Here is a 21,439-nt window from a genome sequence, read left to right as displayed (position 1 = left end):
TCGGGTGGACAAGGTGGTAGCGAGCGCCACGCAGGCCGTGGCCGACATCGGCTCAGGCGCAACCATTGCCGTAGGCGGCTTCGGCCTGTGCGGGATCCCCTCCGTGCTGATCGGGGCGCTGCTGGAGCAAGGCCCCGACCAGCTCGAGGCGGTCTCCAATAACTGCGGCGTGGACGAGTGGGGTCTGGGCCTGCTCCTAGGAAGGAGGCGACTGCGCCGCACCGTCTCCTCCTATGTCGGGGAGAACAAGGAGTTCGCCCGGCAGTACCTTGCGGGCGAGCTCGAGGTCGAACTCACCCCGCAGGGCACTTTGGCCGAGCGAATGCGCGCCGGAGGCGCCGGCATCCCTGCCTTCTACACGGCCACCGGCGTCGGCACCCAGGTCGCCGACGGAGGCCTGCCCTGGCGCTACGACACCGACGGCAACGTGGCCCTGGCCTCCCCGGCCAAGGAGGTCCGCGTGTTCCCCACCCCCGAGGGCGACAAGGAGTTCGTCCTGGAGCAGGCCATCGTCGCCGACTTCGCACTGGTCCGCGCCTGGAAGGGCGACCGCCATGGCAACCTCGTCTACCGAGCCGCGGCGCAGAACTTCAACCCCCTCGCAGCCATGTGCGGCCGCATCACGATCGCCGAGGTCGAAGAACTCGTCGAACCCGGCGCGCTGGACCCAGGCGAGATCCACACCCCCGGCGTGTACGTGCGGCGGGTGGTCGCCCTGACCCCGGAGCAGGCCGCCGACAAGCGCATCGAGAAGCGCACCACCACCGCGCCCGGCGCGAGCAGCATCAAGGCGGAGGTGACGGGCTGATGGCCTGGACACGGGACGAGATGGCCGCCCGGGCGGCAGCCGAGCTGACCGACGGCTCCTACGTCAACCTCGGGATTGGGCTGCCCACCCTGGTGCCCAATCACGTGGCCGACGACGTCGAACTGGTCCTGCAGTCGGAGAACGGCATCCTCGGCGTGGGCCCCTACCCAACCGCCGACGCGGTAGACCCGGACCTGGTCAACGCCGGTAAGGAGACCGTCACGGCCCGCCGCGGGGCGTCCTACTTCGACTCCGCTACCAGCTTCGGCATGATCCGCGGCGGCAAGATCGACGCCGCGGTCCTCGGCGCCATGCAGGTCTCGGCCCAGGGCGACATCGCCAACTGGATGATCCCGGGGAAGATGGTCAAGGGCATGGGCGGCGCCATGGACCTCGTCCACGGCGCCCGCAAGGTCATCGTCCTCATGGAGCACGTCGCCCGCGACGGCAGCCACAAGATCGTCGAGGAGTGCACGCTCCCCTACACGGGGCGGCGCGTGGTCCAGCGCATCATCACCGACCTCGCCGTCATCGATGTCATCGACCCCGCCACCGGCGAGCAGGCACGCCCGGGGACCCTGGGCCCCCGCGTCCTTCGCCTCGTGGGGCTTGCCCCCGGTGTCACCGTCGACGAGGTACGGGAGAAGACCGGGCCGAAGCTCGACGTCAGCGAGGCACTATAGTCCCGTACTTCACGGGTCACCGTTTCAGGTCCGTGGCCAGTGACAACCCAGCTGGCGGCCTCCCTCTTTCCCACCTACTACGTGCAGAAGGTTCTGCACCGCTCGCCCATGGCGAGCGGCCTGGGCTTCCTGCCGATCAGCTTGACCACTACGGCCGCCACTCAGCGCGGCACCCGTCTGCTGCCGCGCCTGGGCCCATGGGTGATCAGGATGTCGGGCCTGACCACCTCGGCCTGTGGGCTGCTCCGACTCCCCTTGGCTGCGGCAGGACTCCACCCATCTCTCGCAGGTCGTGCCGTCGCTGGTCATGTTCAGCGTGGGGATGGGCGGCAGCTTCCTGGCCGTCATGACCGGCGTCACCTCAAACATGCCGCCCCGGTACTCCGGTGTCGCTTCCGCCGCCGTCAACTCGGCTCAGCAGGTGGGGCGGGTCGATCGGCTCGGCCGTCTTCAACACGATGGCCGCGAGCGCCACGTCCGCGTTCGATCAGTGTTGCAGGCGCGCGGCAGCCGGTACCGAACAACAGTGCACACACGATGCTGCCATGGACGACTGCCGAGGCCACGACGCCCAGGGGCCGGGATGACGACCGGTTACCCACGCGTTCCGGCCGGCGGGCCCAACGGGACCAACGGGACTGGCCGAGCTGGTTGAGGGCGGCCAGGCGGCCGCATGCGGGGAGGGGCCGCTCAGGTGCTGCGTTCGGCGTGCGTGTCGCCAGGTGCCTTCGTAGGGTGGTCAGTGCCCGGCTCGGACAGACAGCTGGGGCGTAGCGGTCCCGCGCTCCGCGCACGTGGCGTGGGACCGCCCAAGGGCACTCGGCATCGCCACAGGCCCAAAGAGCGCACGGCCTGCAGCCCCTCCCCGTCTCCCACCGCTCGCACGTCTTGTCTGGTCCCCACGCGGGGGAGTGCCGCCTGACGTCGGCCGCCGCGCGCCGCAACCGGAAGTCGGCCATCGGCCCGCACGATGGAGGAAGCTGGCCTCCGCTCCGCGGACCCCGAGCCGGAGCGGAGGCCAAGGCTTTCCGGTTGTCGGCCCGGGGTCCACGCGGCCGGCTGATGCCTGAGTCGGTCCTGCGTGACGCCCGGTGCCGCCAGTTCGTCAGCGGTCCTTGCCCAGCGTGAGGGGGCACGACCGCTGGCCTCTCATGGGCCGAGGATGAGGTCTCGGCTGCTGGGGGGACCCACCGGCCGCTGTAGTTGCGATTTTCCCAGACGTGGGCGGCGCGGTCGGAGTTGTTCCGGATGGAGCTTCCGCGGTCACGGATTGCAGAGGACAGATCCTTCACGCCACCGTCCACAGCAACGGGATCCCGAACGGGCCGCACGCCGAGCCGTCTCCCGGCTGAACGAACTCGGCTACCGCGTCACCCTCGACCCGATGGACGCCGCTGTATGAACGAGCGTGGCCGAAGCCCGGCGGAGACGACTCCGACCGGGCCGATACCCCTGCCCGAGAGAGCACCCACCTGCAGTTACTTACGCGTCAGAGTCAAGCTAAAACGCTTCGTCGCTCCATTGGTCGAGGAGGATGTCGCTGGGCTGCTCGATGGGTTCTGCTGCCCCAGCGTGTAGGGGCTGTTCGGTCCAGATGATCTTGCCGTGCGGGGTGTAGCGGGTGCCCCAGCCCTGAGCGAATTGGGCGACCAGGAAGAGCCCGCGTCCGCCTTCGTCGGTGGTTTCGGCCCGGCGTAGGTGGGGGGAGGTGCTGGAGCCGTCGGAGACCTCGCAGATCAGGTTGCGGTCGCGTAGGAGCCGCACGTGGATGGGCTGAGTCCCGTATCGGATGGCATTGGTGATCAGTTCGCTGAGGATGAGCTCGGCGGTGAACTGAATGTCTTCCAGGCCCCACACTTGTAGCTGCCGGCCGCATTCGCCGCGGACTGCTGCAACGGCGGCTGGGTCGGAGGGGACGTCCCAGTCAGCGACCTGAGCTGGGTCCAGCATGCCGGTGCGGGCCACCAGGAGCGCGACGTCGTCGCGAGGGCGGTCGGGGACCATGGTGTTGAAGACGGTCTGGCAGGTCTCCTCCGGAGTCTGGGTAGCGGTGCCGCTCAGCGTGTCAAGGAGCAGCATGAGGCCGGCATCGAAGTCGCGGTGGCGGTCCTCGACGAGTCCGTCGGTGAACAGCACCAGGTGGGAGCCCTGGGCAAGCTGCAGCTCAGTGACCTCGATGGGCAGGCCGCCGCAGAGACCCAGGGGCGGGGAACCGGGGATGTCAGGCAAGGAGACGATGCCGTCGGGGCGGACAAGTGCGGGCCCCGGGTGACCGGCCCGGGCCACGCTGCAGCGGCCGCAGACGGGATCGTAGATCGCGTACAGGCAGGTGGCTCCGGTGACGCCCGTCCCCGCCCCCTCGTCCGTGCCGGTCTGCTCCTGGTCGACCCGGGTGACCAGATCATCGAGGTGGGCGAGGAGCTCGTCGGGGGGCAGGTCCAGGGCGGAGAAGTTGTGCACCGCGGTGCGCAGCCGACCCATGGTGGCGGCGGCGTGCAGGCCGTGTCCGACCACGTCGCCCACGACCAGGGCGACACGAGTTCCTGGCAGGGGGATGACGTCGAACCAGTCCCCGCCCACTCCAGCCTGCGCGGGCAGGTACCGGTAGGCCACTTCCAGGGCATCCTGCTCGGGCAGGCCCAGGGGGAGCAAGCGGCGTTGCAGGGTGACGGCCATGGCGTGCTCGCGGGTGTAGCGGCGGGCGTTGTCGATACACACCGCCGCCCGGGCGGCCAGCTCCTCGACCAGGGACAGGTCCTCCTCTGCGAAAGGCTCCTTCCTCGCCCGCCAGAAGGTGGCCAGCCCCAGCATGACACCCCGGGCCTGTAGCGGCACCGCGATCAGCGAGTGGAGGCCGCATGCCAGGATCTTCCCGGCCTGCTGGGGATCCCACGCCCGCCAGCCGTGGGCGGCCTCGAGGTCCCTCTCGAGTACCGCGTGCCCGTGTTCCACGGCGGATGCATGCGGTGTGGGCGGCGCGAAACTGATCAGCTCGCCGACCGGGTAGAGGGGCTGACCGGTGAGCCCAGAGCTGACCGCGGTACGGCGCAGCTGGGTGCGTTTTCCGGTCGGCTCGTCTCCCCGCGGCACCGGATCGAGCAGCTCGACGGTGGCAATGTCGGCGAACCGCGGGACGACCACCTGCGTAAGTTCCTCGGCCGTGCGTCGCACGTCCAGCGTGGTGCCGATCCGCATCCCGGCCTCATAGAGCAACTCCAACCGTCCCTGGGCTCGCCGCTGCTGTTCGTACAAGCGGGCGTTGTCCACCGCCAGTCCAGCCCGGCGGGCGATGTCGTCCACCAGGGTGAGCTCGGCCGGGCCGTACGGCTGCGGTTGCTCGGCGCGGCCGACAGTCAGCGCGCCCAGCACCACCCCGCCCAGACCGTGCAGCGGCGCGATGACAGCGGAGCGGATACCGGTCGCCCGGATGAGATCGCGCTGCTGGACCGCGATGCCGGTATCGAGGGAACCCTCGTAGTCCGCAGGGCTCACGATCACCGGGAGGACGCCGCGCAGCACCCGCGCGAGCGGCATGTTCTCGGTCTCCGAGACCGGCGGCATGGGGCCCTCGAACTCCTCCGCGTTTATATATGCGCCGTGGTGATGGTGGACGACGGCCACGCGCTGCACCTCCCCGCTCTCGCCCAGGAGGTCCAGCACAGCCCAGTCACCCAGCTGGGGGACGAGCAGCCGGACCAGTCGACGCAGCGTCTCGTGCGAGTCCAGGGTCGAGGTGAGCACGGTGGTGATCTCCGCGACCAGCGTGAGACGGCCGATGACGTCCGACAGCTCTGCCGCGGCGTCGGAGGACTCGGCGGCCGGAGCTTCGCGCGGCGGGTGCTCGTAGAAGATCACGGCTCCGCCGTTCGTGCTGTCCTGCGTCCGGTAGGGCACGCCCAGACAGGCCACGTGGATGACGGCGCCGTCGCCTCGTTCGAACCACTCGTCCGAGTGCGCGGTGGTGCCGCTGAGGAAGGCGCCGAGCAGACGGCAGGCGTGGCGCGGGGAGGTGCCGCCCCCGGGTCCGCGATGCAGCAGATCATGGCTGTCGTGGCCGATCATGTCGACGGCGGACCGCACGAGCAGGGTCTCGGCACGCGGATTGACCCAGATGATGTGCGACTTGTCGTCCAGGATGTACACCCCGGCGCTGAGCGCGGCCATCATATGCTGAAGCAGCGCGGCGTCTGCGCGCGGCGATGTCTGGCCTTCGCCGTTCCGGTCCACAGCCATAGCGTCCCCCCAGCCCTTACCGCTTGCCACCGGGCGTGGCGTCACCGCGGCCGTGGGCCCACACGGCGAGTGCCTCGAAGTCCTCCCCCGTCAGTCCGATGCCCGGGTGGATCCAGCGCGGATACGCGGGCCCGCTGTGGTGGCCGCGGACTCAGTCCAGGTCCCGCCGCGTCACCTCGTCGTCCACCCAGGCGAACGCCCTGTGGGGCTCGGAAAGTCGTCGCTGCAGGTCAAGCCGTATTGACGTTCGGAGGGGGGTGTTGGTGTATCGGGCTTTGGCTGACCTGGTGTGTTGCTGGCTTGTTGAGAGGCCGGGTGAACGGTTCCAGTGGGTGGGTCGGGGGGTGTGAGCTGGGGTTATGTGTTGTGCGCAGATTGAACCCGTGCTGCCCGAGGCGGCTCGCCCCGCTGAACGCCCCCGGCATCGACGTGCTCGACCTCGACGGGCGGACCGTGATGCCCGGCATGACTCTCGGGCACACCCACATCGCCTATCTGAACGTCCTCGACGGACGCGAGGTGCTGTTCAAGTACTCCGTCCCCGACCTCACCCTCGCCGCCGCGCGCAACGCCGAGAACCTGCTGGCCCTCGGCTACACCGCCTTCGTGGGCGCCGGCTCGGTCTCCGGCCTCGACATGGCGCTGCGCCGCGCCGTCGACCGGGGCGAGCTGCGCGGCCCCCGGATCACGCCGTGCAGCCGGGACCTGATGGTGTCCGGACCGCCCGAGCGCCGCAACCCCGAGGTCAAGAAGCGCATCCCGACCGATCTCATGCGGCTGGCGGACACCCCGGAGGAGATGGCGGAGTACGTCGCCACGGAGATCGCGCAAGGCGCTGAGATCGTCAAGGTCTTCTCCTCGGGCGACGACACCTTCCCCAACGGGCGCTCCCACGAACTCCTCTTCACCCCCGAAGAACTGAAGATCGCGGCGCGCACCGCGCACGAGCACGGAGCCCTGATCCGCGCCCATTCCCGAGGGCTCGACGGCATCCGCAACGCCATCGCGGCTGGGGTCGACGTCATCGACCATGCCACCTACGCCGACGACGAGGCCCTGCACGCCATCGCCGAGCGCGGCATCTTCGTCGTACCGAGCCTCTACCAGCCACACATGCTGCTCACCACCGGAACCCAGCACGGCAAGACCACCGAATATCTGGAGACGCTGGAGTTCGAGGCCGAGGTCGCCAACACCCTGCGCATCCTGCCGATCATGGTCGAGCTCGGCATTCCGATTGTGGCGGGCGACGACTTCGGTTTCGCCTGGACCCCGCACGGCACCTACGCCAAGGAGCTTGAACTGTACGTCGAGACGGCGGGCATCCCCGCACCGACCGTGCTCACCTGGGCGTCCGCCAACGGGGCCCGGCTCGCGGGACGCGGCGACGACGCGGGCACGGTGCAGGCCGGACGCCTCGCCGACCTCGTCGTGACGAACGGCGACCCTGCCCAGGACATCTCCGTCCTGAGCCGGCCGGGAGGCATCGAACTGGTCCTCCTGGGCGGCACCCCCGTCGCGGGCAGCACCGAGCCCTTCAGGACCGGCACACAGCGGCACGCCCAGCCCGACGGCACCCCGGCCCCCGCGGGAGCCGTGCGATGACCGGAACCCGAGCCCGCCTCCCCGTGACGCCGCTGCTCGCCGTCGGCGCGTTCGCCATCGGCACCGACACCTTCGTGGTGGCGGGAGCGCTGCCCGAAGTCGCCCGGGACCTCGGAACAAGTCTGGCCGACGCCGTCTGGGTGAGCACCCTCTTCGCGCTCACCTACGCCGTCGTCGCCCCCGTGCTCGGAGCGCTCACCGGACGCCTGGAGCGCCGCTCCGTCCTCGTCGTCTCCCTGACCGTGTTCGCCATCGGGAACGTCGCCTCCGCCCTCTCGACGGGGCTCGGCGCACTCCTCGCGGCGCGGATCGTGACCGCGGCCGGGGTCGCCCTCTACGTCCCGGCCGCCTCCGCGTCGGCCGCCGAACTGCACTGGTCCGTCACGTTCTGGCTGCTGGCCGGACTCGGCGCGGTGTGCGCCGTCGCCGTCGCCGGCGGACTGCGCCCGGTGCGGCTGCCCGCCGCGCCCGGACTCGTGGCCCGGCTCGCCCTGGCGCGCGATCCGCGGGTGCTGGTCACGGTGCTCACCACGCTCGCCTTCCTGACGGGCGGCCACTTCGCGCTGACGTACATCGGCGCGGTCCGCGCCCCGGCGACCGACGGCGACGGCACCACGCTCGCCGTGCTGCTGCTGGTCTTCGGAGTGTTCGCGGTGTGCGGCAGCATGATCGGCGGGCGGGCCACCGACCGCTGGGGGCCGACGCCTCCTGGTGGTGTCGGTCGCCGGTCTCGTTGCCGTCCTGATGACAGTGCCCCTGACCCGGGACACGCTGGCCGGCGCGAGCGTGGGCATGGCGGCCTGGGGCGTGACGGCGTTGGCCACCTAGCCGCCGCAGCAGCACCGGCTGTTCGCGATCGCACCCGAGTCGGGGCCGCTCCTGCTCTCCCTGAACCTCCTCGGCCACGTTCATCGGCATCTCGCTCGGCGGCTTCATCGGCGGCCGGGTCCTGGCGCACGGCGGGGCCGACGCGGTGGACCCGCTCGGCCAGTTCGAGGCCCCTCTCGCGGCGGTCGGCCTGCTGACCGTCGTGCTCGGAGCGCGGCTGCGGACCCGGACCCCGCACCGACAGGGAGCCGGCCCCGTACCCGCGGCCGACGCGGGCTGACACCCGGCACGGCGGGTCCGCCGCGCCCGGCCGGGTGCGGCGGACCCACCACCCCCGGCAAATGGCCCCACACACCACCCCATCATTTGCCACCGAACACTGGGGGGGGGGTGCCGGCCGTGCCGGGGGGGGGGTGACAACCCCCCCGCACCCGGCAAGTGGCCTCACGCATCACCCCGTAATTGGCCACCGCCGAGCCCCCGTTCGTTCCCTACTGTCGACCCGTCAACAAGGAACCGCCCGTGACAGTCGAAGGCGATGATGCCCTCGGCCTGGTTCGTGAGGAACTCCCTCCAAGTCGGGCCAGCACGGCGCGGGGCCGGGCCGATGCCCGCCGCGTGAAGGATCTCCCAGACCGTGGAGGCAGCGATCGGGTGTCCGAGACGGGCCAGCTCGCCCTGGATCCGCCGGTGGCCCCACTGTGCGTTCTCGCGCGCGAGCTGCAGGACCAGCTTCTTGAGCGCCGCCTTGGTCGGCGGGCGTCCGGTACGGGCGCGGTGGGCGCGGATCAGAGCTGAGTTCGCGAGGTCGGCGAAGGCGGGCGGGGCCGTCCTGGAGGAGTTCGAGGGGCACCACGTGGTGACGACCGACCCGGAGGGCAACGAGTTCTGCGTCGCCGCCACCTCGGCCGGAGACTGACGCCTGTCAGATCCTGCGGCACCGCTTCTCCGCGCCGACCTTGTCCAGGTGGAGACGGCCGAACTCGTCCCCACCCCTACGACACGTCGGCCGTCGAGACCACAGCTCGGTCTTGACGGCCGACGTCACGCGGGGCCTGGCGCTGCCGCGGCGGCGTCAGACGCAGTGGAACTTCGCGTCCGCCCAGTCGCCGTGGTCGCCCGACTTCGTGCCGTCGGTGTCGGTGACGACGAGATGGACGTGACGGGCCCCGTCCAGTGTTACGTTCACCGGCACGGGATCGGACTTGCCGCTGACGGTGGGGGAGGACCACAGCGTCCTTCCGTCGGCGACGACGGAGAAGGACACGCCGCCGTAGCCGTCGATCTCGTCGTCGATGCCAACGACGGCGGTGAACGAGGAGCACTGGCCGCCGAGCCAGAACTCGATGTCGGAGTCGGCGTGCGCGCCGATGCCCTTGGCGTAGGTGGTGCCGTTCAAGGTGAGCGGGTGGCCGTCATCGGCCGCCGACTCCCCGTTGCTGCGGTCGCGTTCGGGCGGTCCCCAGCCGTTGGTGGCGTTCAGCCAGGGCAGATCACTGGCCCAGGCGTCACCCTTGGGCGGGGCGGGCATGGTGCGCACCGCCGCCCGCTGCGTGGCGACCGCGTCCTGACCCGCCGCCTGGTAGCGGGCGGTGCCGGTGAGCACCGCCTCGCCCACACCGGCGTCGGCCGGCGCGGTCACGGTGAACTCCGCGCTCGCCCGTTCCCCCGGCTTCAGACGGCCGAGCGTCCGTGCCGGTGAGACGGTCCAGCCGTCGGGTGCGCTCAGGGACAGCTCGGTGGCCCCGGCACCCGTGCGACCCGCGGTGAACCCGACCGTGACCTTCTCGGACACTCCGGCGCCGACCTCCTCGGGCGGCGCGACCGAGACCGTGCCCGTCGCCCCGGGGACCTTGCCACCCACCGCGCTCGCGCCGTCCACGTCGACCTGGAAGGCCCGGCCGGTACTGATGCTGCGGGTCTTGATCTGGACGACGCCGCCCCGGTCGGAGGCGTCGTACCACCAGCCCTGGCCGGCGGCGTCGAAGGCGGCCTTGGAGGTGAGCCGGGGCAGCGCACCGTTGTCCAGGGCCACGTGCTGCGGGGCGGAGCCGGTGTGCACGGTGAACCGGTACGGGCGGCTCTTCTGCTTGCCGTCGAAGTCACCGGCGTCGGCGCCGACCGCGATGCGCACCGCTCCCGCTCCGCTGTCCGGGGCGGTCACCGTCACCCGCTGCTCGGCGTACTTGCCCTGCCGGTGCTGCCGGGTGACACCGTCGTCCTCGTACAGGGTGAAGGAGGTGCGGCCCTGCGGGTAGACGTCCCAGGCGAGCGGGGAGTCCGCGGTGCGGTCCTGGTAGGAGTTGACGCCTGGCCACATCGGAATCGACGCCCCCGCCTTGACGAACAGCGGCAGGGTGTCCAGGGGAGCCTGGTAGCCGTCGACCGTGGTCGGGCCGTGGTACGTGCGCCCGGACCAGTAGTCGATCCAGTCGCCCTTGGGCAGGTAGATGCCGTCCCGGACGGTGGTGTCGCTGTAGACGGGCGCCACCAGGAAGTCCTCACCGGTGAGGAACTCGTACTTGGCGGCGTCACTCGCCGCCTTCGGGTCGTCGGGGTACTCCAGCGCCAGCGGCCGGACCGCGCCGACACCGGTGCGGTTGGCCTGTGCCGCGTAGGTGTACATGTACGGCAGCAGGGATTCCTTCAGCTTGAGGTACTTGCGGTTGATGCTGGTGTACGGCTCCCCGTACTGGTAGGGCTGCTTGTCCGTGGCTGCCCAGCCGTCCATCGTCATCACGGCCGGCAGGAACGACTTCCACTGCAGGTCGCGGGTGTAGGTCTTGGCGCTGCCGCCGAAGATGCCGTCGACGTCGCCGCTGGTGTACGCGAGACCCGACATGGTGGCACCGGCGTACGTGGGGATCTGCCAGCGGATGTAGTCCCAGCTGCCGGACTGGTCACCGCTCCACTGGACACCGCAGCGCTGGGCGCCGGACCAGCTCTCCGGGGCCCAGGTGAAACCGCGCGCGTCGCTGTTCTCCTCGATGCCGCGGTAGGCGGCCTTGCACCCGTCCAGGGCGAACTTGTAGCCCGGGCCCACCCAGGCCACGTCCAGCTTGGCCACCCGCTGGCCCGCCTTGACCTGGTCGGCGAGATTGGCCAGACCGTCCTGGGTCCACAGGCCCATCTGCATCTCGCGGTCGTTGAGGCCCTTCGCGGTCTCGGCGAGGTTCTCGTAGCCGCAGCCGTAGCCGTCGTTGACGAGCATCCAGCCCAGTGGCATGTCGTTCTTGACGTAGTCGTCGGCGACCTTGAGCGCGTCCAGGGTGTGGCGCTCGCCCCGGTTGGCGTTGTGCAGATAGCAGTCGGAGTCGCCGACCTCCAGACCGTAGATCGGGGGAAGCATGGGGCGCCCGGTGAGCTTGGTGTACTGGCCGATGACGTCCTTGGTGGAACCGCCTGCGAAGTAGTAGGCGTCGAACCGGTTCTCCTGCTCGGTGGTGGTGACCGGGTCGGTGAAGGCGTAGGTTCCCGGGGCGTAGGTGTTGCGGTAGACGCCGTAGCCCGCCGAGGAGAGGTAGAACGGCACCGAGTTGGGGTGGCCGCCCTCGTCCCAGTTGTAGTCGACGCCCACCTTGAGCGTCTTGCCGCGATGCGAGGTGTTGCCACTGCCGTTCTGCTCGCCCGTGCCGTAGAACTGCTCGTCGGCGCCGCGTGTGAGCGTCTGGGTGGTGGCGGTGCCGTCCCAGCTGATGCCGCGGGTCTCCTCCCACAGGCGGGTGCCGTCGGCGCGGTACAGGGCGAACCGCAGTGGCGATTTGTACACCCGCAGGGTCACCTTGTTCGTGGACAGCTCGTAGCGGTCACCGCGGTCGGTCCAGCGGGTGGCCGGTGGATCGCCCTGTGGCAGCACGACATCGCCGCCGACGGGGTCGGTGAACGTGCCGTCGGGGGCCACCTCGATGCGGAAGGTGTCGGCCGAGACGAAACTGACCCTGGCCTTCGCCGCGCCCGCCGTGAAGGTGTAGGCGGCGCCGGACCGGGAGAACCCGGTGACCGCCCCGATGACGGTTGGGGTCCCGGCGGCGGTGGCGGTCGCGGCTTCGGCTGGCACGCCCGGTCCGACCTCGGCCGCCAGGACGGCGAACAGAGCTGTGGCGGCCAGGACCGCCCCTCTGGAACGGAAAGCCTTGCGTCTGCGGGATGGAGCGCTCATGTCGATCCCTTCGCACACGTCGATCGGCGTGGGGCACTTGCTTGAACTTGCTTGATACGCCGATGAATCAAGCACAATCAATCACGCGCAGAAGGTATAGCGCACCGGGAACGCCTGTGACCAGAGTGCGTACCGGGTGAGGTGAGCGCGGGTGCCGAGCGGCTCGGCGGCACGGCGCCGGCGGCTGGATGGCACGCGTGCGGCTCCGCGTACCCTGGTCATCGCCGCGCCCCGCTCAGCTACGAGATCTCCAAGGAGCCTGGCCCGGCAGCATCACGGTCGTGGGCAGGCGGCTTGCTTGAGCAGCCAACTCTGGGCTGCTTCCAGGACTTCGTCCCGGTGACGCACTACTGGGCGGGGGCCCTTGACGATCTCCTCATCCGGTGGGATCGCTGCGTCACAGGTGCGGTCGGTTCGGTCCGCGTCCTTGACTTCGGGGATTGGTCTGTTCGCCGAAGAAGCGGGTCTCCGGACGCCCGCGGAAGGCCACCGCGACCGCTTCACCCGCACTGGCTGTTCAATTGCCGGCCAGGACGGCGACCGGTGGGTGCTCCTGGCGACGGGCTGGCTGCCGCCCCAGCCGGCCGACTCGCCGTCTACGTAGGGGGCATCGTTCTTGATCGACCCGACGGACTTCTTGCCGTCGGCATCCATGAACATGCCGACTATGCCGTCGCCCAGGACTCTGCTGCGCAATTCGCTGCGGGGAGTGGGGTGTTGACGAGATCATCGTTCCCGTGGTCGCTTTCCCGCCGTGCGGCCGCAGGGGAGATGGTGCGGATGTCGTTGCAGCCGAAGGGGCTGCCGGAGGGGCTGCCGGAGGTCCCTGAGCAGACCGCGCCGGTGGCCCGGGCGGCTTTCCCCAAGGGGAGCCTGCCTGATTCGAGTGCTGGACCGCCTGGCGGAGGTCTTCGCCGACGAGATCCCGGAGAAGTCCGACCAGATCCGCAATCGCAAGAAGCCAGGCGCCCGCGGTGGTCGTCCGCCGAAGTTCGACAAGGCCGACTACCGTATGCGCCACGCGGTCGAGTGCGGGATCAACCGCCTCAAGCGCCATCGAGCGGTGGTTACGAGATACGACAAGCCGGCCGTCCGCTACGAGGCCACCGTCACCATCGCCGTCATTAACGAGTGGCTCTGATCTTGCTCGCCAACCTCGGTCAGCGAGAAACACGGTATCGGTGCAGGTAGCCAGGCATCTAGCCTGTGGTCCATGCATCAGCCCCGAAGGCGCGATCGGCGCCTGGCTCGCCGTGCGCCACCGGAGCCGGCCCGACACCAGGCATCTCGGCTTACGGCCGTCGGCGCTGATGTAGTCCTGGTCGGCTACTTCTCTGCGAAGCAGAAGAACTTCGAAACACTCATGGCGTCGGCAGCCACAGAACTGGCAGCGCACGGTGCTCGGGTCGTCGTGCAAATTGTGCAGCGACGAGGCGTCTCGGACGGTGGGGTCCAGAAGATGGGCCTGCCCTACTCCTCGCGGACTCTGCTGAGCTATGGAAAAGTCCGTGAGGTAGCTCAGGCCTGCGACCAGGCCAACGCTGACGCAGTGATCTTCGTTGCCTCCTTGACCGAGCGCCAGGAGCGCGCGTTAACAGCGCTGCTTGGCCGCCCCGCTGTGAGTCTTTCCGACATCCTCGCCGCCAACTGACCGCTCACTCGAAGCGGGCTTTTGAAACAGGCCCTGGTAGTCCGACCCCCGGTGTTCCGGCTGGCGGAAGAGGACCTGACGGGTGCCGCGGGCCGCTCCTCCGAAGAGGGGGTGCTGGACCGCGTGGTCTCCTCGTACACCGCGAGCCTGCGTTCCCTGGAATATGTACGCCGCATGCCAGGCACGCCCGCGCACTCTGATCGTCGCCCAGCCTGAGGCGCCCGGTGCCTCTTCGCTGCGCGGTGTCGCGGTCGAAGTGGCCGCCGTGCGGGCCCTGCTCCCCAATACCACCCTCATCAAGGATGCCGACGCCACCAAGGAGGCCGTCCTCGCCGCACTCGGCGAGCACGACGCCGTGCACCTGGCCTGCCACGCCATGACCGACGTCCACTCCCCCGGCACCAGCCGCCTGCTGCTCGCGGACCACGAAAGCACGCCCCTGACCGTCGCCGAACTCGCTGCCCTGCACCTGCACGGACGTCAGCTCGCCGCGCTGTCCGCCTGCAGTACGGCGGAGATCAGCCCCGACCTGACCGACGAGGCGCTGCACCTCACCGGCGCATTCCAGCTCGCCGGATTCCGGCATGTGATCGGCGCGCTGTGGCCCGTCAGCGACGCCACCGCGGGTGAGGTCTTCCGTACCTTCTACGCCCACCTCACCAGTTCCGGGGCCCATCCGCCGCGCACTGACGAGGCCGCGTTCGCGCTCCATACGGCAGTGCGAGAACTGCGCGCCTGGTACCCAGCCACTCCCTCCATCTGGGCGTCGTACATCCACACGGGGGCCTGAGCGATGACCGACCCGAATTCGACGGCCGACCACCCTGGAGGGCTGACGCCGCCCGGCCTGGTCGGGAACCTGACTGCCAGGCTGGCCGCGCTGAGCGGCGCCGCCCGCGTCTTGCTGGCAGCGGCGGCCTGGCTCGACGGCGACCCCATCCCTCTGGACCTGTTCTCGGGGCCTGCCGGCCCACCGGACCCCGTCGAACTCTCCGCTCTCGCCGCGGCCGGGCTCCTCACTCCCCGGCCGGACGGCGGTTTCACGCTTGCCGAGGCCACCCGGCGCGGAGTCCACGCCGTCTTCGGTAGTGAGGGCCGGGACCAGGCCCTGCGCATCCTTCACGCGCACCTGGGCGAACCCGGCTCTCCGGAGGAGACCGTGCGCTGCCTGCGGCTGCTGCCTCACCTCACCCAGTGGACTGCCCTGACTCGCCCCGAAGACGACACCCCGGAAGGGGCCACCCTCCTCAACCGGGTCGTCGTGCTGCTGCTGGAGAACGGGATGGGGTCGGCCGCCGTCCCGCTGGCCGAACGGGTCGCTCGAACCGCCGAGACACATATGGGGCCGGACGAACCCAAAACACTGACGATGCGGGCCAACCTGGCCTCCGTATACGACCAGGCGGGCGAACACCGGCGCGGCGCACGGCTGCTGGAGAAGGTCATCGCGGCCCGCACCGCGCTGCTCGGCCCGGACCACCCCGACGTATGGCACGCCCACAACAATCTCGGCGGCATCTACCTCACCCTCGGCGACTACGAGAAGTCCGCACACATTGTGGAGGGCCTCATCGCCCACCACACCAAGGTGCTTGGGCCCGCCGACCGGAGCACACTGATGGCCCGCAACAACCTTGCAGTCATCACCGAGCAGGCCGGGCCGGGCGCCGCGACGAGGCCATCGCCCTGTGGGAAGCCATACTGCCCGAGTTCGAAGCCGCGCTCGGCGAGGACGACACGGACACCCTCGCCGTACGTGCCGCCCTTTTCCGTGCCCGTATGGAGCGCGACGGCGCAGACCAGGCCGCTGAACTTGCCGAAGTGGAGCAGAGGGTCGCCGTGTTCGTCGGACCGTACGGCGAACCCACCCAAGAGGCCGTCGCCGCGCTCGTCGAACGCGCCACAGTCGTGCGTAACCTGGGCCGCTACGACGAGGCCGTCACTGGTTACCAGGAGGCCATCAAGCTGGGGCGGACCTCCTTGGGGTCCGGACATCCAGTCGTTGTCTCCCCCCGCTACCGGATGGCTTACGCATTGCAGGCGCGAGGTGCGGTCGAGTCGGCCCTGGCGGAGGCCGAGGGGGCCCTGGCAGAGGCAGACCGCAGCCTGGGCCGCATCCACCACGAAACCCTGATGGCGGCCGTGACCGTGATCTCCCTGCTCCTGCAACTGGAGCGCATGCAGGAGCACCAGGATCTCCTGGAGGGGCGCCTGGCAGACATCATCGAGGGACTCGGCTTTGGACACCCGCTGGTGCGGGCACTGGCGGCGCACCGGGCGTCACTAGCGCTCAACCGCCCGGACTGGTGATAAGGCAGCCGGGTTCGGCGTCGGTTCCGAGCCGTCCGACTGAGCTTGGAATGTCGCAGTGAGCCGCCGTGCCGGTTCCTCCGCGTGGGTAGGAACCGGCACGGCTCTGCGATAAGTCATCCGGCCCCGTGCTGAGCGTAGTGAACGACGACGGCAACTTCGAGTCCAGCTCCCTGATCGACGAGATCGTCCGCGAGGGAGCCCGCCGGATGCTGGCCGCCGCACAGGAGGAGGAAGTCAACCAGTACATAGCCGAGCTGGCGTCCGAGCGGGACGAGCGCGGGCACCGCCTGGTGGTCCGCAACGGGCACCACCGGCCCCGCAGATCCTGGCCCCGTGGTGCCGCAAGTCGCCCAAGGTGTCGGAGCTGCTGCCGCTGCTCTATCTCCCCGGACTATCGTCCGGGGACTTCGTTCCCGCGTTGGAGCAGTTCGGCGGCTGGGGGAGGCCTGCTGGCGGACCTTGCAGCCGGAGCTGTCCTTGCGCGACCACGACCGTATCGTTAGCGGTCGAATCCCCCCTCGGCCAACGCACGAGAAATGACGGCAGTCCGGTGGCCGTCGTGGGCTCGAGAGGACGGGCACCCCCATCAGAGGGGCATGGCGAACCGACGGCAGACATGGATGCGCGTGAACTCGTTCCTCAACTGCTGTTCTTCGTTGAGGCTGGCGTGCAGGAGGCAGCCATCGGTTCCAGTCCCTGTCGCCGGATTCCTATGGCTCGGTCCGGTTCCCCGGGCTCGGCGTAGTAGTTCGCGTAGACGTGCAGGTAGTGGCTGCTTTCGGTGAACCCCATGGCTCGATACCAGCGCAGGGTGTCAGGGAGGTCTCGGGTCCAGGCATCGAGCGTGTTCAGGCCCAAGGCGCGTGCGCGAGCTTGGGCTTCTGCGAGGAGTGCCCGGCCGTGTCCTTGGTGCTGATGGTCGGGATGGACAGCAACCGTGTCGATGGTGGCTAGGTCGCCGTCGACCGTCACATCCATGGCGCCGAGTACGATCCCGGAGTCTTCTGTGGCAACCAGCTCGAAGCCTGGTGCAGGGATCTCTGGCTTTGTCTGGCGAACGTCGTCGAAATAGGGGGTGTTCAGGAAGGAGAGCACCCGGCAGCGGAGCCATGATGCTTCGTCTGCGGGGGTGTAGTCACGGATGATGCGGGTCACGTCTGTGGTCCTCGTTCGTCGTGGTGTTCAACGGCGTCTGGTCACGATTCAGCGAGGTCATGGACGTAAGCGTGGCCCTGAACTCACCCGGCAGCAAACGGATTTCAGTCTCGTGGTCGCGGCCGTGTGTTGCTGCGGGGCCCGTCACATCGTCCAGGGAACGGTGAGCGGTCCGCCGCCCGTGATGCCCTTGCCCGTCGCCTGCACTCGTGATGGAGGAAGACGAGACCAACCCAGCTGTCCACGTCGGAGGGGACCGCTATCGAGCGATCAGCCTGCGCTTCCACCAGCTGTCACGCTCCTTCCCGGAAGAGCGTGATGACTTGATGCGCGACTTCCTCGTGACGGCTCAAGGTGAGTCGGTGCGCATTGAGGTCATGGTGAGGACCTGGGACGGTGACGGCCTCGATGTCTTTCTTGCCGAGCTGGCAGAAGAGTTTCGAGGATGGGACGGCACCCGGACCTGGCGCTCTCTCGAGGACGACCTGACGCTGGCTGCCGAGCACGCAGGATCACACGTCCGATTGACGTGGGGGCTGCACGACCGGCTCCCCGACGACGAGTGGCGTTTCGAAATGACGACCAGTCATGCTCCGGGAGAGGACATGCGTCACCTTGCCATCGAGATGCGTACCTTCTTGGAGTCTGATCCGCTGCAGTGAGCGGAGACAGCTCGTCAGTCGTCTATGACCGGCACAACGCGCCGAGTTGGGGCGTGAGATGTCGGCGTAGGTGAGGTGGCAGTCCTCGGCGACGCAGGTGCGGATGCGGTGGGCGAAGGGGCCGGTCAGCAGCTCGACGGCATCCCGGGCGACGGTGGCCGACAGGTGTGTGCCACCGGGAGCCCCGGCCCACTGCCGCTTCCCGGCCGACGTGATGGCGGGGGCCAGGGCCGGACGGGCAGCTGCCTCGTTGACCTTCCGCGGCTAGGCCGCGATCCGCCACGCCGAGGACCCGTTCGACGAAACCAGCGGCGTCGGCCGCGGCTGAGACTGCTTCTTCCAGGACGTGCCCGTAGGCAAGACGGGCAAGAACCGCCTGCACCTCGACATCCACAGCGAACCCGGCGGCCTCGACAAGCTGGTGTGGGACTGGAAGACTTGGGGGCGACCCGCGTCCGAGAGATGAACAAGGGGCCGGCCGGGCACTGATGGATCAGGCAAGACCCGGAGGACAACGAGTTCTGTGTGGCGTAAGCCCGGCTCTGGTCCGCTGCGGGGCATTGACTCTCCGACACCGGGAGACGCGTCTTATCCACTGCTCAGGACGCCGATCCGGTCGTACCCGGGACCTCCGAGCCTGGCGCCGTGCGGGGCCGGGCACCGTGAGCGCCTGGGTGAGGTCGAGCCGATTATTCATGTCGAGCTCGAACCGGCCGTAAGGGTTTACGTGCGTCCAGCAGCTCAAGCGAGGCGATGGCGGCGTCCGGGTGCCCAAGTACTACGGGTGATTCTGTGGGAGGCCTGCTGGTGGATCTTGCAGTCGGAGGCCTAGGCTCGCCGTGACAACGAAGGAGGATCCCGATGATGACGCTCGATCTCCACCCGGTCTTCCGTAACAACCGGGACATCGAGCTCGCGTTGCGTCAGTTTCTCTTCAGGGCGTCCCATGCGGGTGAACCGGTCGCGGAGATCATCCCCGGCAAGGGATCGGGACGGCTGAGGGCCCGGGTCCTTGCCTTCCTGGACCAGAAGCACATCCGCAAGCTCTATGTGCGCCGAGAGGTCGACTCGGGCAACTCCGGCCGCATCCTGGTGTACTTCAACTGAGGAAACGGTCCCTGCACGCCCCGGATCAGGCAAACCCGGTCGACCCCCAGGGTGAAGCCCCGGGCCTCGGGATCGGGTCGCCTTCGTCATCCCGCTCGGTGAGCCGTCCGAGAACCTCTGGTCAACCTCGCGCTTTCGACCGTGTCACGGTGAAAGGTGGGCGGGTCGGGCCGTGCGGCGGCCTATGGTGGAGGTATGGGCGAGATCGTCGTCGTGTACGAGGTCGACAAAGGGGCGGACACACGCGTACCGCGTGGTGAGGAGAGGCTCGTCCGCCGGGTGCACGCGGCGCCCGCCGCGCCAGGTTCCCCCGGCACGACCGGACCACGAACCCTCTGCGGCAAGGACACCTTCGCCATGGAGACGACCCGCTGGAAGCCCTCCGAGCACCCTGAGACACCGTGGTACCCCGCGGAGTACGCAACCGCGATCTGCCCCGACTGCGATGCCGTGATGGAGACCTGACCGGCGCGCCGACCACCCTGACGCGGCTGCGTTGCCCGGTGGTATCGGGGCGGCGGAGAACGTGTAGGTCAGCGTGCTCGACCTGTCACAGCTGCTGGCCCGTCCGCTGCCGACAGTGGATGGGCCGGTAGCTTTCGGTCCGAGTGGTTCTGGGGGATGGGATGGACGTCCTGGGGATCGACGCTTGCGGTAAGCAGGGGTGGGTGGGGATTCGGCTCACCGGTGGCGCGTACGCGGGAAGTCTGGTGGCCGTATCTCTCGATACGCTGATCGAGCGTGCCGGTGCGGTAGCGGCGATCGCGGTGGACATGCCGCTGGGTCTTGGTGAGAAGGGCTGGCGTGCCGCTGATATCGCGGCCAAGGCGCTGCTGGGAACGCGACGCAGCAGCGTTTTCCTCATCGGGCCACGGCCCGCGTGGCAGGAGCTTGATTATCCGGCAGCCGCAAACCGGTGCCAGGAGCTCACCGGGAGTCGGCTGAGCCGGCAGGCGTGGGCGCTGGCACCGAAACTTCTCGAGGCTCGGGCGTGCTGGCTTGCCGATGAGCGCGTTCACGAGGTGCACCCCGAGGTGTCCTTCCACGCCTTGGCCGGCGGGGTGCCACTGGCCTACGCCAAGAAGACCTGGCGCGGCCAAAGCCTGCGCCGCGCACTGCTGGCCGAGGCGGGCCTCGTGCTCCCGGACGAACTCGGAGAGGCCGATCGGGTCGCCGTGGACGATGTGCTCGACGCCACTGCCGCCGCCTGGTCGGCGCACCGGATCGCGCTCGGGATCGCGGAGCGGGTTCCCATGGTGCCCGAACCGGACGTGGAGGGCCGCCTCATCGAGATTCGATACTGACTGATTCCTTCACGTAACAGGTCGTGTGCACGCAGACGGCTGCGGCATCCCCCCAGCACAGTCCGCCCGGGTCGAGAGCCCGGTGTCAGGGCACGTTCCACTTCTGAGCCGCGTTGGCAGAGCACCAGGCGATCTGGAAGGGCGTCCCGTCCGCAGTGTCGGCGTTGGCCACGTCGAGGCACTTGTCGGCCGCGACGTTGACGATGTCGTAACCGGGCGAGTAGCGCCACTGCATGACGTCGGTCGAGTCGCAGGCGTCCATCACGACCCGGGTGCCGTCGTCCGTGTAGCGGTTGGCCAGTGAGAGGCAGCGGCCGTTCTTCCGGAGGGTGCCGTCGGCGGCGAACTCCCACTGCTGGTCGGGGCTGCCGTTGCAGGTGTAGAGCTGGAGCGCGCTGTCGACGAGCTGCACGCACTTGCCGACGAACGGGTCGTAGCGGCCGGCGATGGCGCCGACCGGCCGGGAGAAGTCCTCCGTGGGCCCCTGCACGGTGTTGCTGTCCTGGGTCGTCGCGTCCGGGGTCGACCTCGGCTTCTTCTGCTCGGCCCGCTCGGTGGGGGGCTGCACGGGCGGCTGCTGGACCGTGACGTGCTCCACCGTCTTCTGCTGCTTCACCGGGTCCTCGCTCGGCGAGGCGGAGGACGCCGACGGCGTGGGCTCGCTCGGGGACGGCGATACGGACTCCGCCACCACGGGCACGGTGGACGCGGCGGTCACGGCCGTAGCGTCACGGCCGCCGTCGCCGAACGTCACGTGCTGCGCCAGCGAGGCGGACAGGGTGACCGTGGCGGTCGCGGCGGCGGTCCAGCCGACCGTCGCCCAGACCCGGCGGCCGGGGACCATGCCGCGCGGGGCACGGGCCGGCTTGTCGCGGAAGGTGTCGGCGAAGCGCTGCGAGGACATGACGATCGGGCTCCAGAAGGCGTCGGG

The 21,439-nt window shown here is 69.4% G+C and carries 16 protein-coding genes and 5 pseudogenes; 15 read left to right on the top strand and 6 right to left on the bottom strand.

Annotated features, from left to right (window positions below):
* Positions 1–4 precede the first annotated feature (4 nt).
* Both ACTYVM_RS24255 and ACTYVM_RS24250 read left to right on the top strand, forming a co-directional pair.
* On the top strand, positions 5–808 hold the full coding sequence (locus ACTYVM_RS24255; RefSeq protein WP_445527977.1) for a CoA transferase subunit A: 804 nt from the start codon (positions 5–7) through the stop codon (positions 806–808).
* On the top strand, positions 808–1,491 hold the full coding sequence (locus ACTYVM_RS24250; protein ID WP_445527976.1) for a 3-oxoacid CoA-transferase subunit B: 684 nt from the start codon (positions 808–810) through the stop codon (positions 1,489–1,491). The genes ACTYVM_RS24255 and ACTYVM_RS24250 overlap by 1 nt, the downstream gene beginning before the upstream one ends.
* Positions 1,492–1,895: 404 nt before the next feature.
* Here the strand turns inward: ACTYVM_RS24250 and ACTYVM_RS24245 are convergent, their stop codons facing one another.
* Complete coding sequence (locus ACTYVM_RS24245; protein WP_445527975.1) at positions 1,896–2,783, bottom strand: peptidase inhibitor family I36 protein; 888 nt, start codon at positions 2,781–2,783, stop codon at positions 1,896–1,898.
* 208 nt (positions 2,784–2,991) lie between these two features.
* Positions 2,992–5,724, bottom strand: a complete 2,733-nt coding sequence (locus tag ACTYVM_RS24240) for a SpoIIE family protein phosphatase (protein WP_445527974.1) — start codon at positions 5,722–5,724, stop codon at positions 2,992–2,994.
* Positions 5,725–6,090: 366 nt separating this feature from the next.
* Between ACTYVM_RS24240 and ACTYVM_RS24235 the strand changes: the two genes are divergently transcribed.
* Positions 6,091–7,329 (top strand): metal-dependent hydrolase family protein, encoded by a 1,239-nt coding sequence (locus tag ACTYVM_RS24235; protein ID WP_445527973.1) that lies wholly within the window; start codon positions 6,091–6,093, stop codon positions 7,327–7,329.
* Positions 7,326–8,354 (top strand): MFS transporter, encoded by a 1,029-nt coding sequence (locus ACTYVM_RS24230; protein ID WP_445527972.1) that lies wholly within the window; start codon positions 7,326–7,328, stop codon positions 8,352–8,354. The genes ACTYVM_RS24235 and ACTYVM_RS24230 overlap by 4 nt, the downstream gene beginning before the upstream one ends.
* Positions 8,355–8,685: 331 nt before the next feature.
* Here the strand turns inward: ACTYVM_RS24230 and ACTYVM_RS24225 are convergent.
* A pseudogene (locus ACTYVM_RS24225) lies at positions 8,686–8,934 on the bottom strand (integrase core domain-containing protein); the annotation flags it as partial.
* Here ACTYVM_RS24225 and ACTYVM_RS24220 point away from each other — a divergent pair.
* Positions 8,933–9,076, top strand: a pseudogene (locus tag ACTYVM_RS24220) (VOC family protein); the annotation flags it as partial. The pseudogenes ACTYVM_RS24225 and ACTYVM_RS24220 overlap by 2 nt on opposite strands.
* Positions 9,077–9,232: 156 nt before the next feature.
* Here the strand turns inward: ACTYVM_RS24220 and ACTYVM_RS24215 are convergent.
* Positions 9,233–12,316: an NPCBM/NEW2 domain-containing protein gene (locus ACTYVM_RS24215; protein WP_445527971.1), complete on the bottom strand. Its 3,084-nt coding sequence runs from the start codon at positions 12,314–12,316 to the stop codon at positions 9,233–9,235.
* 922 nt (positions 12,317–13,238) lie between these two features.
* Here ACTYVM_RS24215 and ACTYVM_RS24210 point away from each other — a divergent pair.
* The 6 genes and pseudogenes from ACTYVM_RS24210 to ACTYVM_RS24185 form a co-directional block, all read left to right on the top strand.
* Positions 13,239–13,457 (top strand): annotated as a pseudogene (locus ACTYVM_RS24210) (IS5 family transposase); the annotation flags it as partial.
* A 72-nt stretch (positions 13,458–13,529) separates the two neighbouring features.
* Entirely contained in the window at positions 13,530–13,967 is a 438-nt protein-coding gene (locus tag ACTYVM_RS24205; RefSeq protein ID WP_445527970.1) for an HflX-like GTP-binding protein, read from the top strand.
* A 163-nt stretch (positions 13,968–14,130) separates the two neighbouring features.
* Positions 14,131–14,757 carry a CHAT domain-containing protein gene (locus tag ACTYVM_RS24200; RefSeq protein WP_445527969.1) on the top strand — a complete coding sequence of 209 codons (627 nt, stop codon included), beginning with the start codon at positions 14,131–14,133 and terminating at the stop codon, positions 14,755–14,757.
* A 3-nt stretch (positions 14,758–14,760) separates the two neighbouring features.
* Positions 14,761–15,441 (top strand): annotated as a pseudogene (locus tag ACTYVM_RS24195) (tetratricopeptide repeat protein); the annotation flags it as partial.
* Between the two features lie 305 nt (positions 15,442–15,746).
* Positions 15,747–16,277, top strand: coding sequence for a tetratricopeptide repeat protein (locus tag ACTYVM_RS24190; protein WP_445527968.1), 531 nt, complete (start codon positions 15,747–15,749; stop codon positions 16,275–16,277).
* Between the two features lie 128 nt (positions 16,278–16,405).
* A pseudogene (locus ACTYVM_RS24185) lies at positions 16,406–16,722 on the top strand (IS256 family transposase); the annotation flags it as partial.
* Positions 16,723–16,919: 197 nt separating this feature from the next.
* Here ACTYVM_RS24185 and ACTYVM_RS24180 read toward each other — a convergent pair.
* The gene (locus ACTYVM_RS24180) at positions 16,920–17,435 is read right to left on the bottom strand and encodes a GNAT family N-acetyltransferase (protein WP_445527967.1); all 516 of its coding nucleotides are present in this window, start codon (positions 17,433–17,435) and stop codon (positions 16,920–16,922) included.
* Between the two features lie 212 nt (positions 17,436–17,647).
* Here ACTYVM_RS24180 and ACTYVM_RS24175 point away from each other — a divergent pair, with 212 nt between their 5' ends.
* The 4 genes from ACTYVM_RS24175 (at position 17,648) to ACTYVM_RS24160 (ending at position 20,508) form a co-directional block, all read left to right on the top strand.
* On the top strand, positions 17,648–18,097 hold the full coding sequence (locus ACTYVM_RS24175; RefSeq protein ID WP_445528051.1) for a DUF6228 family protein: 450 nt from the start codon (positions 17,648–17,650) through the stop codon (positions 18,095–18,097).
* Positions 18,098–18,958: 861 nt separating this feature from the next.
* A complete protein-coding gene (locus tag ACTYVM_RS24170; RefSeq protein ID WP_400030874.1) occupies positions 18,959–19,204 on the top strand; it encodes a Smr/MutS family protein in 246 nt (81 codons plus the stop codon).
* Positions 19,205–19,399: 195 nt separating this feature from the next.
* On the top strand, positions 19,400–19,669 hold the full coding sequence (locus ACTYVM_RS24165) for a hypothetical protein (protein WP_445527966.1): 270 nt from the start codon (positions 19,400–19,402) through the stop codon (positions 19,667–19,669).
* A gap of 161 nt (positions 19,670–19,830) precedes the next feature.
* Positions 19,831–20,508, top strand: coding sequence for a DUF429 domain-containing protein (locus ACTYVM_RS24160; RefSeq protein WP_445527965.1), 678 nt, complete (start codon positions 19,831–19,833; stop codon positions 20,506–20,508).
* Positions 20,509–20,593: 85 nt separating this feature from the next.
* Here the strand turns inward: ACTYVM_RS24160 and ACTYVM_RS24155 are convergent, their stop codons facing one another.
* Positions 20,594–21,412 carry an RICIN domain-containing protein gene (locus ACTYVM_RS24155; RefSeq protein ID WP_445527964.1) on the bottom strand — a complete coding sequence of 273 codons (819 nt, stop codon included), beginning with the start codon at positions 21,410–21,412 and terminating at the stop codon, positions 20,594–20,596.
* Between the last annotated feature and the right edge of the window lie 27 nt (positions 21,413–21,439).

Source organism: Streptomyces cyslabdanicus (assembly GCF_052663305.1).
This window is presented reverse-complemented; position numbering and strand designations above follow the sequence as displayed.